At 46.4% G+C, this 14,776-nt stretch carries 17 protein-coding genes and 1 pseudogene; 8 read left to right on the forward strand and 10 right to left on the reverse strand.

Going from position 1 to position 14,776, the window contains the following annotated elements:
* Positions 1 to 7: 7 nt before the first annotated feature.
* The 5 genes from CW734_RS18510 to CW734_RS13880 form a co-directional block, all read right to left on the reverse strand.
* Positions 8 to 910, reverse strand: coding sequence for a hypothetical protein (locus CW734_RS18510; protein ID WP_180956285.1), 903 nt, complete (start codon positions 908 to 910; stop codon positions 8 to 10).
* Positions 911 to 959: 49 nt separating this feature from the next.
* Positions 960 to 1,448 carry a hypothetical protein gene (locus tag CW734_RS13865; RefSeq protein WP_101191150.1) on the reverse strand — a complete coding sequence of 163 codons (489 nt, stop codon included), beginning with the start codon at positions 1,446 to 1,448 and terminating at the stop codon, positions 960 to 962.
* A 75-nt stretch (positions 1,449 to 1,523) separates the two neighbouring features.
* Positions 1,524 to 1,808 (reverse strand): hypothetical protein, encoded by a 285-nt coding sequence (locus CW734_RS13870; protein ID WP_101191153.1) that lies wholly within the window; start codon positions 1,806 to 1,808, stop codon positions 1,524 to 1,526.
* A gap of 253 nt (positions 1,809 to 2,061) precedes the next feature.
* Positions 2,062 to 3,012 (reverse strand): ribose-phosphate diphosphokinase, encoded by a 951-nt coding sequence (locus CW734_RS13875; RefSeq protein WP_101191155.1) that lies wholly within the window; start codon positions 3,010 to 3,012, stop codon positions 2,062 to 2,064.
* A gap of 151 nt (positions 3,013 to 3,163) precedes the next feature.
* Positions 3,164 to 3,481, reverse strand: a complete 318-nt coding sequence (locus CW734_RS13880; protein WP_101191157.1) for a hypothetical protein — start codon at positions 3,479 to 3,481, stop codon at positions 3,164 to 3,166.
* A gap of 170 nt (positions 3,482 to 3,651) precedes the next feature.
* On the opposite strand from CW734_RS13880, the gene CW734_RS13885 reads away from it, so the two are divergent.
* The 3 genes from CW734_RS13885 to CW734_RS13895 are packed head-to-tail and all read left to right on the forward strand — an operon-like array spanning position 3,652 to position 6,579.
* The gene (locus CW734_RS13885) at positions 3,652 to 3,972 is read left to right on the forward strand and encodes a hypothetical protein (protein ID WP_101191159.1); all 321 of its coding nucleotides are present in this window, start codon (positions 3,652 to 3,654) and stop codon (positions 3,970 to 3,972) included.
* Between the two features lie 38 nt (positions 3,973 to 4,010).
* Complete coding sequence (locus CW734_RS13890) at positions 4,011 to 5,987, forward strand: ABC transporter permease subunit (RefSeq protein WP_101191161.1); 1,977 nt, start codon at positions 4,011 to 4,013, stop codon at positions 5,985 to 5,987.
* A gap of 31 nt (positions 5,988 to 6,018) precedes the next feature.
* On the forward strand, positions 6,019 to 6,579 hold the full coding sequence (locus tag CW734_RS13895; RefSeq protein WP_101191163.1) for a hypothetical protein: 561 nt from the start codon (positions 6,019 to 6,021) through the stop codon (positions 6,577 to 6,579).
* A gap of 360 nt (positions 6,580 to 6,939) precedes the next feature.
* Here the strand turns inward: CW734_RS13895 and CW734_RS13900 are convergent, their stop codons facing one another.
* Entirely contained in the window at positions 6,940 to 7,425 is a 486-nt protein-coding gene (locus CW734_RS13900) for a DUF4306 domain-containing protein (protein ID WP_101191165.1), read from the reverse strand.
* 595 nt (positions 7,426 to 8,020) lie between these two features.
* Here CW734_RS13900 and CW734_RS13910 point away from each other — a divergent pair.
* From CW734_RS13910 to CW734_RS13925, 4 genes are all read left to right on the forward strand, one after another.
* Complete coding sequence (locus CW734_RS13910; RefSeq protein ID WP_101191166.1) at positions 8,021 to 8,446, forward strand: DMT family transporter; 426 nt, start codon at positions 8,021 to 8,023, stop codon at positions 8,444 to 8,446.
* A 12-nt stretch (positions 8,447 to 8,458) separates the two neighbouring features.
* The gene (locus CW734_RS13915) at positions 8,459 to 9,121 is read left to right on the forward strand and encodes a Crp/Fnr family transcriptional regulator (protein WP_101191168.1); all 663 of its coding nucleotides are present in this window, start codon (positions 8,459 to 8,461) and stop codon (positions 9,119 to 9,121) included.
* A gap of 12 nt (positions 9,122 to 9,133) precedes the next feature.
* A complete protein-coding gene (locus tag CW734_RS13920; protein WP_101191170.1) occupies positions 9,134 to 9,616 on the forward strand; it encodes a DMT family transporter in 483 nt (160 codons plus the stop codon).
* A 177-nt stretch (positions 9,617 to 9,793) separates the two neighbouring features.
* Complete coding sequence (locus CW734_RS13925; protein WP_101191172.1) at positions 9,794 to 10,642, forward strand: STAS domain-containing protein; 849 nt, start codon at positions 9,794 to 9,796, stop codon at positions 10,640 to 10,642.
* A gap of 56 nt (positions 10,643 to 10,698) precedes the next feature.
* On the opposite strand, the gene CW734_RS13930 is transcribed toward CW734_RS13925, so the two are convergent.
* Positions 10,699 to 11,151 (reverse strand): SRPBCC family protein, encoded by a 453-nt coding sequence (locus CW734_RS13930; RefSeq protein WP_101191174.1) that lies wholly within the window; start codon positions 11,149 to 11,151, stop codon positions 10,699 to 10,701.
* A gap of 117 nt (positions 11,152 to 11,268) precedes the next feature.
* On the opposite strand from CW734_RS13930, the pseudogene CW734_RS13935 reads away from it, so the two are divergent.
* Positions 11,269 to 12,045: pseudogene (locus CW734_RS13935) on the forward strand (class I SAM-dependent methyltransferase).
* A 55-nt stretch (positions 12,046 to 12,100) separates the two neighbouring features.
* Here CW734_RS13935 and CW734_RS13940 read toward each other — a convergent pair.
* From CW734_RS13940 to CW734_RS13950, 3 genes are all read right to left on the reverse strand, one after another.
* Positions 12,101 to 12,643 (reverse strand): GNAT family N-acetyltransferase, encoded by a 543-nt coding sequence (locus CW734_RS13940; RefSeq protein WP_101191176.1) that lies wholly within the window; start codon positions 12,641 to 12,643, stop codon positions 12,101 to 12,103.
* A gap of 29 nt (positions 12,644 to 12,672) precedes the next feature.
* The gene (locus CW734_RS13945) at positions 12,673 to 14,037 is read right to left on the reverse strand and encodes an MATE family efflux transporter (protein WP_101191178.1); all 1,365 of its coding nucleotides are present in this window, start codon (positions 14,035 to 14,037) and stop codon (positions 12,673 to 12,675) included.
* Positions 14,038 to 14,138: 101 nt separating this feature from the next.
* Positions 14,139 to 14,693 (reverse strand): TetR/AcrR family transcriptional regulator, encoded by a 555-nt coding sequence (locus CW734_RS13950; RefSeq protein ID WP_101191180.1) that lies wholly within the window; start codon positions 14,691 to 14,693, stop codon positions 14,139 to 14,141.
* Positions 14,694 to 14,776 lie beyond the last annotated feature (83 nt).

The raw sequence follows: 14,776 nt of genomic DNA on the forward strand, positions 1-14,776 counted from the left end.
CCTGGCATTATTTCAGCTTAAAATTCAAGCTGCTTTGGCCGATAAGTTCTTTACCGTTACGCCATAGATATTGAATTGAATATTGGTTTCCCAGGTCTTGTTCAACAACTTCAATGGTTATTGTAGAATCGCCAGAGGAGACAATTTCTTCACTTACTTCTTCTTTGCTGCCGTCTACCTCAATCAACATAACTTCGCTTGGCTTTGGCTCTATCATTTCCCAATCGATTACAATGCTGTCGCCCACTTCTACATCTCCAGCGTGAACATCGGGTATATCATAACCGTTATGAAAATGACAATTATTCCAGCATACTTGGGAATAGTTATGATCGAATACCACTCCACTTGGGTCTGCGGAATTTATTTTCATAATCGAGGGCCTTTCCATATATGTATACTTTGGAAGCTGTCCGACATTCTGTCCTTGTGCTTCTTCGATAACGATATTCCCTACATATTGAGCTTCATTGTCTCGGTCGATAAATTCCACTGCTAATGCATAATTCCCTTCGTTTTGCGGAAAGCGAAATTCTCTCGAATCGTTAAGTTCAAGCTTCGTTTCTTCTCCGTCTTTCCATAAGGCCGCCGTAATTGTCGGATCGGTCCAAATGTCCCCGCCATTTTCTTCATTCTCTTCAAACTCCAAATAGGCAGGCTGGTTAGGAGAAACTGTAGTGGCTTCCTGGGATAAACCGAACTCTTCGATGTCGTCTATCGTTTCCGTTACATCTCCGCTCGACGAACTCCAACTGATGTTGGCTTCTGTTAATGGCATGGGCTGGCTGCGTAAACTGTCATTCGCATGTAGATATGCTCTTGGAACACCGACATCGTAATCTTCGGCAAAGCAAGCTGCTAATGCGGAAATCAATAGAATTACAGAGATGAACTTCATGCTTTTCCTCATAGAAAGCCACTCCTTGTAAAGTTTGAACTGATTTTCATTTAGTGTCCGATTATTTCGGCGTAAACTTCATCACTGCGTTGAACAGGTCGGAAGTCGACTCCTGGAATCCCCGCTCCTCGCTCTTGAAGCTGTCGAGTAATGTATAGCCGAATACGAGACCGGCGATTGTTTGTGCTGTGGTGCTGCTAAAAAGAAGCATGTCAATTTGAACATAGATTTCATCAGAAAAAATCAGGTTTCCGATAGGCAATAAAGGCAAAATAGATAACGCTAATACGATGAATGCCGGCACGCCGACCGCCAAGAACTTACTCCAATCGAAGCCGCCGATCCGACTTTCTTTTCTTTCCAGCATAAACTTTGGCGTCCGCAATAATAAGCCGATAATGACTGGGAAAATAACAACATAAATCCAGAGAGGTGTTGGGTTGAATGCTGCAGCCGCCCTCTCATCCAATACTTGTTGAAGCTGGAATCCTGCATACACAATAAAGATGATCGCGATGCTCCAGATGAAGTAATAGAAAAATCTTTTCACTTTCTTTTCCTCCCTAAATTAATTAGTTGGTATATATACTGTTAAAAACGGAAAAGCGTTTCGTTTTATTTCTGGTCAGATGAATGCCAGCATAAAAATAAAAATGACGGCAATGGGAAAAATGATGAACAGCCAGTTCAAAGCCTGGAGAATCCATATACCTGATGGTTTCGGGCCCTCAGTCTTCCGGATATAGAGAAATAAAATAAGTCCGAAAATCGGCGTCATTAATTGCATGCCGCCGCCATAATTCGGGGGCGATGCGTCTAATAACTCTTCCATCAGAAATGAAAATAGTACGAGGTTCATGGCGAGCAACACGAGTGGAATCGCTAAATGAAATTGTTTCAACGTGTTCATCGTTCACCCCTCCTCAATAAAGCATAGGTCGAGCTCTGTACACTTTTAATTCCATAATTTAACTTTAACAGTTTTCTTCCAGAATCGATATACTCTTTATAGAGGTGGTTGCTGATGAATTCTATTTCTATAAAGAAGATATTGAGTCCAGAGATTGCTGATTAAATTAAAGAAAGCTAGCTAAAACAAAACGAACCCCAAATGCGCGCCGTCTTACTGGCACTCATTTGGGGTTCGCTGCATGTTTCTATTGTCATCCTTCAAACAAAGGACTGACTGGCTTTTCGTTGTGCACGTGCTCGATTGCTTCTGCAAGCAATGGCGCGATCGAGAGAATGGTGATTTTCGGGATGCGTTTTTCTTTCGGCACGTGGATTGTGTTCGTGACCACGAGTTCCGTTAAAGCGGAGTCTTGGATGCGTTGAACGGAATCGCCGGACAATACGGCATGCGTACAGCAAGCGTAGACCGCTTTCGCGCCATTTTCCACGAGCAGGTTCGCTGCATCGGAAATGGTCTTCGCTGTATCGACGATGTCGACGATGATGACGGCGTTTTTGCCTTTGATGTCTCCGACGATGTTCATCGTCTCAGCTTCGCCTGGCATTTTGCGCTTGTCGATAAAGCCGATTGGGACATCGAGACGATCCGCCAGTCTGCGAGCTCTGGTCAATCCACCATTGTCCGGTGCTACGACAATGGCATCTTCGAGGTTTTTATTGATGAAATGCTGCGATAACTCGGTAATGCCGAGCAGTTGGTCAACCGGAATATTGAAGAAGCCTTGTACTTGCGGTGCGTGGAAATCCATCGTGATGACATGGTCCACACCCGCTTTTACCAGCATGTTTGCCACGAGTTTCGCCGTGATCGGTTCACGTGAACTCGCTTTCCGGTCTTGTCGCGCGTATCCGTAATATGGAATGACCGCTGTGATGGAGTCTGCTGATGCCCGCTTCAAGGCGTCGATCATGATTAATAATTCCATGACGTGTTCGTGTCCTGGCTGCGAAGTCGATTGAACAACATAGACTTCCGCACCGCGCACGCTTTCTTCGATATGGATCTGGATTTCCCCATCGCTAAAATGGGTGATGGAGTTCTTGCCCAGCTCACAGCCGAGATGATCCGCGATCTCCTGAGCCAGTTCCTGATTTGAATTCAACGAAAATAGCTTGAAATTGTCTCTTAATTGATAAGCCACCGTTCAACTCCCCTTTCAGCAAATTATAAATTCGTAAATTGATAGCTGACTGTTTCCCATGAAATTCTGTTCATGCGGCTTGTATCAGTTGATTTCATGATAGCTCTTTCTGGTCGCAAATGCCACCCAAGATGGAGAATCGCGCCCTTGTTCACAGGCTTAGTAGAAAATCTGCCACAATATCGAGATTCCAAATTAAGATGATTAATCCGATGAGTGAAGCTGCCATCAACAAACTGATCAAACGGAAAGCAGCGAGCCGGAACCTCTCCTGGAAAAACTTCTCGCTACACCAAAACAGGAAGCTGAACAAGAAACCGAAAATGAAAAAAGGGCCGTCTCCATACGAAAACACTTCTTCCAAATCTCGTTTCTCCCCATCTTTCATCGGCTTCACGGCTACGTATATATTTTGAAGTGCAATGCCAGCCAAAAGCACTGTGAGCGCAATTATTATCCATAACGACAAACCTCATCTTCTCCTCGTCCAAAATACTTGATTGCTCAAAAACCTTCAGCATACTTCCACTCTATTTCGAATGACATGTAATTCCCTGAATTTTGAAACCATTTACCTATTATACCGTACAGTAGTTAAGGGGATTAACATTTTTTTCAAAAACCCAACTGGAGGTACATATGAAAAACTTACTCACCGTCTCAATTACCATGCTCGTACTCGTACTTGGCAATTGGCTTGCAAGCTTTTTCATGCCGCTCGGGTTTTTGGACATCGCTATCCCGTTCGCGGGGCTCGCGGTCGTCATCGTGTTCTTTTTCAAGTCGAAAGGCGGAATGGCCAGCCGCCAGTTGGACATGTCGATTCAAGGTTCGACCGGCATCCGGATGGAACAGGGCGCTCCTTCCGATCGTTCCTATATTTTGATCGGCTCGATTTTGTATTTAGTGCTGATGGTCGGGATTACGTTTTTCGCCTACCGGGAGTATTTTTTAAATTAAGTGAGACGCGATGATCAATTTGATTAAGGGGGGCGAATATGAAACGGCTTTGGACGATTTTAACGAAATTTATCTTTGGCGTCATCGGCATCATTTTGATCAGCGCTGCTCCAGCTTTATTCAATGGAGCTTCTTTTTTGGATTTCCGTTCTTATGTAGAGGCTTTGCAAATGATTTTCAGCGGATTTACGACCGCTTCCGAATGGACCTTGAACTACAGCAATCCGTCTTCTCTTGAGACAATCCCTGTATCCTTCGAGAAGTTTTTAAGCGGTCCCTATTTGTATTCGATGTCCATCTTCCTCATGGCACTGGCATTAGCTTTTGTTTCAGCCTTTATCCTCTCTTTTGCCGTGTTGTTGTCGAAAGGCGCCTTGAAGCGCTCGATGCTGGAAATCATTAAGGTCCTTCAGTCTTTCCCTGACTTCGCCTACATATTCTTGATTCAAATTGGCGTCATCGCCATTTTTCAACAGACCGGTTTTTTGCTTCTTAGCTTTTACAGCCTAGGCGGCGAGGAGATTTACTTGGCGCCCGTCGTGTGTTTATCGGTCGTGCCCGCCGTATTGTTTTTAAAGCTGTTCATTTTATTGTACGAAGAAGAACAGCGATACCCTTATGTGGAACTTGCACGTTCCAAAGGGCTGAGCCGTTTTGAGGTTCTGTGGAAACATTGTACGTCCAATGTATTGAAAAGTGCGTTCTATCAATCCAAATCGATTGTTTGGTTGGCTCTTTCTGCACTATTGATCATTGAGTATCTATTCGGGATTGAAGGCATTTTGTATTATTTGCGTAATGATCTCAGCCCGAAAGGCATTGCGTTCATTTTATTGACGGTGTTCATGCCGTTCTTTGTTTTCTATGCGGTGGTGGAGTTATGGCTTGGAAAATACGAGATCGAGCGAAATGCGGTTTTCGGCAAATTCAATTTGCGCCTCTTCGACTTGAATGAAATCCGGGCTAGCCTTCGCTCGCTTTTTACAAAACGACAATCTGCTTCGATGCGCACAGCATCTTATAAGAATCCGCGTATCTTCATTCCTGCATTTATTGTGCTCGGCCTGTTAACGGCGAGCATCCTTTATGGCGTATTCACAGGCGATGCCATCGCACAAACGAATTATGTGTACGACGAAGAAGGCAGCATTGAAAGCAGCGCGCCGCATTCACCTTCTGCTGAAATCCTTTTCGGAACCGACCCTTATGGCTATTCGATCGCCCAGCAATTAGTGGTCGGCATGAAATACACCATTGTCTTGAGTTTATTGATCGCCAGTTTGCGCATCGTCTTCGGCTATCTGTTCGGCATGGTCTACACCTTCTTCTTTACCGACAGGCTGCGGCATTTCGTCAATTCGATCGCAGAAGGCATGCATTTTTTGCCGCTGACGTTAATAACTTATATTTTGTTGTTGCCGGTCCTCATCAGTTTCGGCCAATGGGAGTTGAGCTTGGCAGAGCGTTTAATCTTCCAAGTGTTGATCATGTCTCTCGTCGTCTTTCCGATCACCATGAGCTCCATCGGGAATGAAATGAATGAGACCTTGAAGAAAGACTATGTCATCAGTTCGGTCTTGATGGGCGGGTCGATGAGTTGGATCCTGTCGAAGCACATCCAACCGGAACTTTGGCCGAAACTCTTGTTGATGTGGGTGCAGCACATCATTCAAGTGTTGCAGATGTTCGTTCACCTCGGCATCTTGAATATCTTTGTCGGCGGCGCCGTTGCCCAATCCGATTCGCCGCGGCTCGTTCCGGAAATTTACGAACTCTCGGGCATGATCGCTATTTCCCGGGAAGTTTTCTCCACCAACCAATTCTGGATGATCCTCCCGCCTTTAGCCGTGTTCATGATCCTGATCTATTGCTTTATCACGATCGCTGAAGGGCTTACGCAGAAACAATTGCCGATCGTGCAACCGGAAGTAGAAGATGCACGGGATTCTGTGAAAAGCTCAGATCCTAGAGCTTCTTTTACACGCATTCGTTATGCAGAAGCCAATAAAGAATGAACGGTTTACCTCATCGATAAAGGAGAATTGGATGCTATTTTCAAAATGGACTGTTTACCAAGCGGCCGCTTTGACAGGCCTGATTGGGCTAGCTGTTCTGGCCGAATTTTATTCACTTGATATCGGAAACGCGCTCGCGTCGGGTGCCATCAGCTCGATGCTAATCGTGCTAACCTTCATCTTGCTGAGCACGAGCTTGATTCATTTGTTTTTCGTTTTCCACAGCAAAAAAAGCGAGCGCTTCTTGTCGCATCCCTTATGGAACAAGATGAACGTGCTGTCGGGACTGGTGCTCGTCTTTTCAGTCGTTGTATTCATTTCAGCTGGGATGTTCACTCCTTTAAATGACTGGATTACGGATGGCCGCTGGATCTTATACGGGATTCTTTATTTATTTTTGTTCCTATACAGCCTATTCGTGCTGTCGGTCGTGCACAAAGTGAAGCAGCGCAGCGCGAAAGAAACGAAGATCGAAATCTCGTTCGGCGCCACTGTCGTAAGCTTATGTGTATTGCTTTTCCTTTTAATTCCAAAACAGCCTCCGGTTGAGACCATTTTATGGCTCGAACCGGAGGCTGTTTTATCTGATTGAATACAATTTTTAGGGCCTTGCCTTTTTGGCATGATTCCAAGTTCAGCAACGAACATCATCAATAAGCAGTAGAACGCCGTCAGGCTAGCGGCATTCGCTGTGCTAGCGGGCTGAGGAAACGCATAATTGTAGACAGCCAAATTGACAATCAACGCCAGAACAAAACCCGCATACGAGAATGTAAGTAAATGACTCCCAACGATTATTCGTTTATCGTTTGTCGAATCCCATGGCACCGACTTTGCGACGACAATAGATTCTTTGATTTGCCCAAATGCCCCTTAGGCAAACCCGGCGATGATAAGAACCGTAACGAGATCCACCAACCATTGCATTCGAACACCTCCAAATTAAAAATCCTTAGTTCGACCGTTCGGCTGCACGGCGCATCCATTTTTGATTGTTGCGGTACAGAATAAGTACGAGCGTCAAGAGACCTAATAGCCCAAAGAATCCGGAAAACAAAGTGAGCCCGAGCGTCGGCGAATTGAGCAGCATCGCGCTCATCAAGAGCAAGCCCACCGCCATCAGCGATAGGAAGATGATGTGCGTGGTCTTCCGGTTTCTCAACAGCCAAGCTGATAGCTGGAAGACGATGAACAAGAGTGACGCTGCCATCAATAAAGGAAACAGCGGCTCGAATTTCGCCGCATAGACGAAATGATCGATTACCAAAATATCGCTCGCTTCATTCACCGGGCCATTCAGCCAAGTGGAGAAAACAGCCGAGTATTTCCACTCCCACGAGATATCGCGAAGCTGTCCGCCTTCATACCAACTGGCGAGGGTCGAAAAGATAAATACCAAAAATGCACCGATCAGGTAGATGATGTTTTTGAATTTCATGCAATTCCCCTTTCCAGATTTATGTTTATGGTGTCATTTATTTTTAAGCTTAATGCCAATATTTTTTAGTTGCACCTTCACATCCCAGTGTTTCGGCTGTTCTTTTTTCATGAACCACTCTGCCCCGTTCGCTAACCATTCCGCTCTGTAGGTTTCAAATGTATAGCCCTGGTCTAAATCATCATAGCCTGGTTGGAAGGCACAACAAGTGCAGATCAAGCTATAATCGGGGAGTCCATTTCTATAAAGTGGTCCTCGAAGTCCGTCAAACCCCCACAAACTGAACAGACATAAAACTTCTTTTTGAATATCATTTATGCCCTCACCTTTTCGCTATCCTTTTATAAATCAATCAATTGTTATATTTAGGTTACAAAGGGTTATTTCCTTTAATATACTAAGACTCAGATGGAATATCTACATAATTATGGAAATAACTAAAGTTACCCCGAACAAACACTCTCTTTTCCTCAATCCAATCTGCATTTACCATTAAGTCTTTTAGATTTTGTAAATTCTCACCCATAGGGACATATGTCCTTCCATCCACTCGAAATGCCGATTATTCTTATATTAACGAAAGGCGGTGGACCGGATGAAAGGAATTTTATTTGCGCTGGCGGGCGGGTTTTTCCTGACTTTCCAAAGCGTAGCGAACGCGACGATCAGCGACCGGATCGGCACGTGGCAAGCGGCTGCAATGACCCAGCTGACGGGCTTTGTGCTGGCAATCTTAATTGTTTTGGCGCTAAGAGACACATCAATCAAACACTTGAAACAAGTTTCCCCATTATATGCCTCTGGCGGCTTGCTCGCGGCGTTCATCTTGTTCAGTAATATGACAGCCGTCCATCGCATGGGCGTGACACTGACGATTAGTCTGTTCCTCATTGCCCAGCTGATCGCGGCAATCGTCATCGACGGCAAAGGCTGGTTCGATATGGCGAAGAAGCATGTCGGGAAGACTCAGATCGTCGGCGTGTTATTGATGATTACAGGCATTCTTGTATTGAAATGGTAAGGAGGAAAAACGATGCAGCTGATTAACGAGTATCTTCATCAGTATGAGTTGGCGGATTTATTCCCTTCTGGCGTCATCGATTCGATACAGATCGAGCGTTTCGCGGCAGGACATAGATTGTTCTCGCAAGGCGACCAGGCCGATACTTTGTACTTGCTCGTTGAAGGCAAATTGAAGATCTCCATGCTGTCCCCGGAAGGCAAGCGGCTGATTTTGGCGTTCAAGACACCTTTTGATATCGTCGGCGATATCGAGTACGTGCAAAAATGCCCGTTCATCAATACGGTCGAAGCCGTGACCGATTTGGTGCTGTTGCGCGTCCCGCACCACGCTTTAGACAATGAGATGAATGGCAATGCCTTGTTCCAGCAATTTCTATTGGAGACGATTACACGTAAGTTCGTGACGAAAGCACAGGAATTGAATTTCAATTTGCTGTATGCGGTCGATGTCCGCGTGGCGAGTTACTTACTGTCGATGACGCCGGATAAGCCACGGCTCGATTCGCCGTCGCTCGTCGATATGGCGGACTTGATCGGCACGAGCTATCGCCATTTGAACCGGGTGCTCCAAAAGTTTGAGCAGTCGGGCTGGATCCAGCGCAATAACGGCAAGATCGATTTGCTCGACCGGGGCGCTTTATTGGATCAGGCAGGGCATAATATTTACGAATAGGAGGAACACACAATGGTTCTTGGCATTATATTGGCCCTTTCAGGCGGCGTTTTTGTCTGCCTCCAAAATATATTCAACGCGAATGTGAAACAACACGTCAGCGTCTGGACGACGACGGCACTCGTGTTATTTCTTGGATTTTTCGGCTCGTTTGTCGCAGGTCTCTCGTTTAATGGAATAGGCCTATTTCGTTTCGAGGCAGAGCCGTGGTTTTGGTTCAGCGGCGTGCTCGGTGTCGGAGTCGTCGTCTGCGTCACGCAAGGCGTCCAGGCAATGGGCCCGAGCCGCGCGATTTCGATTGTCATGGTGTCGCAGATTTTCTTCGGTTTGATGTGGGATACGGCAGGGTGGTTCGGGCTCGAGCAAGTTCCGTTCACATGGCAATCGCTGCTCGGCGTGCTTTTGATCAGTGCAGGCATCCTATTGTTCCAGCTCGGGCCAACCTTGGAGCGAAAACCGTTCGTCCAAAAGCAGAAAGCACAACATGAGGCGTAATTCCGGAGAGATTCCCCGTTCCTGCAAAATTTGTCTGCTATTCCAGCATCAGACTTCGTGCATATTTTTTCAACTGCTATATTATGAATGTATAATACTGTTTGTTTGAATTCGTGAAGTTTATTTGACGCATGATTTTTTATATATGAGATGTCGTGCTATTGAGGAGTAGGAAAAATGTTCAAAAATGTTGAATTGCAGGATTTTTTGCTTGAGAAAACGAAAGGCTTGACGGAACAATGGTATGAAACACTCGATAAAAGTTCGGGCGGCGTCTACGGCGAAACCGAGCCACAGGCAATCGAGAAGCTGAAACAGCAGAATTATGAGTTCCACGAGCTGTTCTGCTCGGCTTTCAGCAAGGAGAAAAACGATTGCATCGAGATCTTCAAGGAATGGATTGTACGCGTTGCCAATGACGAAGCGCATTTGTCGACACCGTTCAACTCGGTCATCAAAGAATTTTTCCGCACGCAAAAGCAATACTTGGAGCTGATCGAGGAATTTGCTGTCCTGCAGGAAGAAACCATTTCGCATGCCCAGTTGAATGCATGGAATCAAGCCGTGGTCGACACGACAAATGCCATCATTCTCGAGTTTATCGACCAGAACACGAAAGCGGCCGAACGCCGTTTGAATGCTCAGCAGGAAATGATCGTCGAAATGAGCGCACCGGTCATCTTGCTTTCAAAAGACAGCGGATTGCTTCCGTTGATCGGTGAGATCAATACATACCGTGCAAAAATCGTCTTCGAAACAGTCTTGCAGCAATGCCATGAGAAATCGATTGAGCGTCTGTTTATCGACCTTTCCGGTGTTCCAATCATCGATACGATGGTCGCCCACCAAATCTTCCAGCTGATCGAGGGCTTGAAAATCATCGGTGTGCGCACGGCACTCGCCGGCATTAGCCCGGAAATCGCCCAGACCGCAATCCAATTGGGCGTCAACTTCGGCGAAATCGATGTCTACAATAAATTGGACCAGGCCTTGCGCTATCACAAATTAGAGTTTACGAACAACTAAAATCACTACAAGAAAATCCATCCGCAGTGTCTCTGCGGATGGATTTTCTTGTATGCTTATCGGTTTTCAGCGATGCGCTTTAATTCGGCAGCGCGCGTCGACAGGAATTTTTCCATATGGCGTTCGAGAAATAATTTATCGGCAAGTTTTCCGATAATCCCAAACGGCGCCCGGTAAACGAACCAATCTTTCATCAGGGTGCCGCTTCCACTTTCGGTAAACTCATGTGTGTGATGGAAAGAATGAAAAGCGCCTTTTACCATGGCATCGCTGAATCGGTACGGCCGTTCCATATCGGTGATTTTCGATGTGAGCGTTTGGCGGACGCCAAGATGCGTCGCTTTCCACGTCACCCAATCGCCTAGTTCCATCAGGCCGCTCGTCGTCCCCGCAATCGCGCGTTCGTTGGTCTTCGAGACGGTTTCGATATGCACTTCGATACTTCGCGCCAGGTCAAATACACGTTCGATTGATGCTTCAATATAAGTTTCATGATAGATCATGGGCATGTGATTCCCTCATTCCTCGCATTGGCTAACTTTCTTTCTCTTTCCTTACCCTTAACGTAGCCGCGTTATTCGTTTCTGCCTTATTCGGCAAGAAGGAGATTCTTTCACTTCCCGAGAATGATTAAAAGGACAGGAGGAGTTTTAGTGAACATAGAAATACTGAAACAAAACCGCACGAGCTGGAACACGGTCGCCGACCATTTTAACGGCATCGATGCACTGCCAGGGTACGGGCCATTCACACAGAGCGAGGAAGAATTGCGCTTATTCGATTCGATTGAAGGTAAAAATGTGCTTGATATCGGCTGTGGCAGCGGGCATTCCTTGCTTTACATGAATGGACAAGGCGCTAAAGATATTTGGGGCGTCGATTTGTCTGATATGCAAATCGACCGGGCAACTGAGATGTTAAATGGTCTGGATGCACAGCTATATTGCGCTGCGATGGAAGAAGATATCGGGCTGCCGGAAGCCTATTTCGATATTGTCTACTCGATTTATGCGATCGGCTGGACACTTGATCTCGACCGGACGTTCGGATTGATCTATTCGTATTTAAAGCCTGGCGGTTCGTTCGTTTTCAGTTGGGACCATCCACTCTATGTCCATTTGAAAAGCGAAGATGGGCTTGTTTCACTAAAGGGATCTTACCAGGATGAAGGCAGCGTGCATTATGCCAATTTCAAAGGCGAAGATGCACCGATGACCATTCCGAAGCGCAAGTTCAGCACATATTTGAATGCCTTGCTGAAAGCCGGTTTTCGATCGAACAAGTCGTCGAACCGGATGTTCCGCATGACTTAAAGGATGTTGAGCCGGAAGTGTCCGACCGTTATTACTCTCTATAAAGCACAGAAATTCCCGACGAGTTTTATTATTAAGGCAAGGAAATAAAAAAGGCCGTGTCTGCGCTTTCGCGTAAACACGGTCTTTTATCATGATTCTTTAGTTAGCGGATCCGCCCCATCACTACCGTATCGTAATAGTTGCCGTCCGCTAAGCGCTTGTCCATTTTCAGCATGCCTTCCACTCTAAAGCCGCATTGTGTATAAAGTGCAATCGCGTTCTCGTTGGTTGCGAGCACTTTCAAGATCATCTTTTTGAACCCATTATCCTCCGCCCAGTGGATCGATGACTCCAAAAGCTTACGACCGATGCGATAGCCCCAATACTGCTTGAGCACGCCGACGCCGAACTCCACTTGATGCTTTGTCCGTTTCAGTTCGTTTCCTTCGCATCTGGAAAACCCGGCGATGTGCCCGTCCACTTCGGCTACCAAGAATATATTGCAGCTGCTTTTGGCATCTTCTTCGATGAGCCGCTTGAATGCCTCTGCATCCAAATAAGCTTCTCCCCGCTCGCGGTCCATATTTTCCGTCTCGCCATCGATCAGCAAACGGACTTTCTCCAGTTGCGCTGCGTCTTGGATCTCCGCACTTCGAATAGAATAATCCAAGCCTTTCACTTGAAACAACCGTTTCGCTAGTTGCATCTCATCTTCCCCTGACCTGTTGGAATCGGTTATTTGTATTGCGCCGTCATATCCGCATTGAACTGCAGTTTCTTTTTCTGCTTTATTTGATAGTAAACGATTGTCAATAAGACAATCAATTCCGAAAGTGGAATCGCAAGCCACGCGCCCGTCACGCCGAAAAACACGGGTAAGATGCTCAGTAAAATCAATAGCACGACAATTTCACGCGCTGCGGTGATCCATGTCGCCATACGGATTTCGCCCGTTGATTGATAATAAGTCATCATGACGAAATTGGTGCCCATGAACAGATAGGCAATAAAGAACAGCTGGATGCCCGAAGTCGCAAGATTCATCACGGCGTCCGGGAAATCGCCGAATACGCTGGCGATGGTGGCGGCAAAGAATTGCCCGAAGATAAAGAACAGCAAGCCTGCCACGAACGCCGTCCCGATCGCCAATTGCAGCGTCTTTTTGATCTTCGCTTGGTCTTTCGCCCCGCTGTAATAACTGACCAGCGGCTGAATGGCCGAACCCATCCCAAGGAATGCGAGCAGCATGACGCTGTGAACATAATTGAGGATCGCGAATGCCGAAACGCCTTCTGTTCCTGCCAGGCGTTCAAAGACATTATTATGCGAAATCGTGAACACCGACATGCCGACTTCCGCCAAGAAGCTCGGGAAGCCGATCACTAGAATCAACAGCAGCAATTTGCGGTTCGGCTTGAACCGGACAAAGCGCAATTGATTGCCTTTTTTAAAGAAATGCGTGCACAAGACGAGCATGCCGACAAATGCGGCGAGCAAAGTCGCAGCTGCAGCACCCTTGACGCCGAAATCCAAGACGAACAAGAACACGTAATTCAAGCCGATGTTCAGTAAGGACGTCGTGATAAGCGATACCATCGCGAGGTTCGGGCTGCCGTCATTGCGCACCATGATGCTGAGGGCATTTTCCATCGTGAAGACGAAGCCGAACAACAGCATCAAGTATAAATAATCGGAGACGTATGGATAGGTTTCCGCGTTCGCCCCGAGCAAATAGGCAAGTTCTGTCCGAAACGGAAATGCCAACAGCCCGATGAGGAGCGTCACCGCAAAAATCGAGGCCATCGCGTGCGAAAAGACAACACGCGCCTCTTTTGTCCGCTTCGCCCCCATGAGGGCAGAAAATCTCGTGGCGCCGCCGATGCCGATCCATAGCGACATCGCGACGAATAAGGTATAGACCGGTGCCGCGATCCCGACGCCGCCCAGTGCGACCGGCCCGAGACGATTGCCGACCATGATGCCGTCCGCGACGATATTGATAGCCATCAGCAGCATGCCGATAGTCGAGGGTACTAAATGACGAATGAATGCCTTGCCGACAGATTCGGTATCGAGACGGTGAATAGATTGTTGTGCCATATTGAATTGCCTCCTTGCTCTCTAAAACAACGAAAACTATATTTGTTTTTTTAGTTTTTTCAGTCCGAAGAAATACTGGCTTTGGTTAGCCAGCATTTTTCCTATTCGTTTTTGACGAAGCCATCCAATAATAATTCACTCATCGTTTCAACAGCTTCCTTGATGGAGATGCTTTGCTCCGAGAAGAACTGCTGGTCCAAAGTGATATTGACGACATTCAAGATCATCTTCATCAACAGGTCGATATTCTGTCGCTTGATCAGCCCGCTTTCCATGCCTTCTTCAAGCAATTGCTTCAAGTCGTCCCATTGGTTCATTTCCCGGTCGACGCGTTGCCATTGTTCCGGGTAATACCGCTTCAATTGCTCCAATATGCGCAAGTCGAAAAAGTCATTATGGTTTGGGATCATGACGATGAGCTGATGGATTTTTTCCTGCAGGTCGAGGGTTTCGTCTTCGCGGATAGCACGCGCACGCTGTTCGTACTCCGAAAAGGCCTGGTCGATGATCGTTTCCAGGATTTCCAGCTTGGATGAAAAGTTCTCATACAAGGTGCGCTTGCTGATGCCCAGCCGTTTTGCCAAATCATCCATCGTAAATTTAATGCCGTTATTTCTCGTTTCTTCGATAAACGCCTGTATAATCCGATTTTTCATAGCCGAACCCCCTTTATGAAAACTAATAATACTATAATCGTTTTATTAGTTCAAGTATAAGAAGTTATAGTTGTTGCCGATGT

Source organism: Planococcus sp. MB-3u-03 (genome assembly GCF_002833405.1).
Lineage (GTDB): Bacteria > Bacillota > Bacilli > Bacillales_A > Planococcaceae > Planococcus.

Bases quoted from the DNA above. Each gene is read 5' to 3' on its own strand.
- CW734_RS13940 (WP_101191176.1), bottom strand. From the start codon at position 12,643: ATGCAACTAGCGAAACGGTTGTTTCAAGTGAAAGGCTTGGATTATTCT.
- CW734_RS13950 (WP_101191180.1), bottom strand. From the start codon at position 14,693: ATGAAAAATCGGATTATACAGGCGTTTATCGAAGAAACGAGAAATAAC.
- CW734_RS13925 (WP_101191172.1), top strand. From the start codon at position 9,794: ATGTTCAAAAATGTTGAATTGCAGGATTTTTTGCTTGAGAAAACGAAA.
- CW734_RS18510 (WP_180956285.1), bottom strand. From the start codon at position 910: ATGAGGAAAAGCATGAAGTTCATCTCTGTAATTCTATTGATTTCCGCA.
- CW734_RS13920 (WP_101191170.1), top strand. From the start codon at position 9,134: ATGGTTCTTGGCATTATATTGGCCCTTTCAGGCGGCGTTTTTGTCTGC.
- CW734_RS13890 (WP_101191161.1), top strand. From the start codon at position 4,011: ATGAAACGGCTTTGGACGATTTTAACGAAATTTATCTTTGGCGTCATC.
- CW734_RS13870 (WP_101191153.1), bottom strand. From the start codon at position 1,808: ATGAACACGTTGAAACAATTTCATTTAGCGATTCCACTCGTGTTGCTC.
- CW734_RS13945 (WP_101191178.1), bottom strand. From the start codon at position 14,037: ATGGCACAACAATCTATTCACCGTCTCGATACCGAATCTGTCGGCAAG.
- CW734_RS13930 (WP_101191174.1), bottom strand. From the start codon at position 11,151: ATGCCCATGATCTATCATGAAACTTATATTGAAGCATCAATCGAACGT.
- CW734_RS13910 (WP_101191166.1), top strand. From the start codon at position 8,021: ATGAAAGGAATTTTATTTGCGCTGGCGGGCGGGTTTTTCCTGACTTTC.
- CW734_RS13885 (WP_101191159.1), top strand. From the start codon at position 3,652: ATGAAAAACTTACTCACCGTCTCAATTACCATGCTCGTACTCGTACTT.
- CW734_RS13900 (WP_101191165.1), bottom strand. From the start codon at position 7,425: ATGAAATTCAAAAACATCATCTACCTGATCGGTGCATTTTTGGTATTT.
- CW734_RS13915 (WP_101191168.1), top strand. From the start codon at position 8,459: ATGCAGCTGATTAACGAGTATCTTCATCAGTATGAGTTGGCGGATTTA.
- CW734_RS13895 (WP_101191163.1), top strand. From the start codon at position 6,019: ATGCTATTTTCAAAATGGACTGTTTACCAAGCGGCCGCTTTGACAGGC.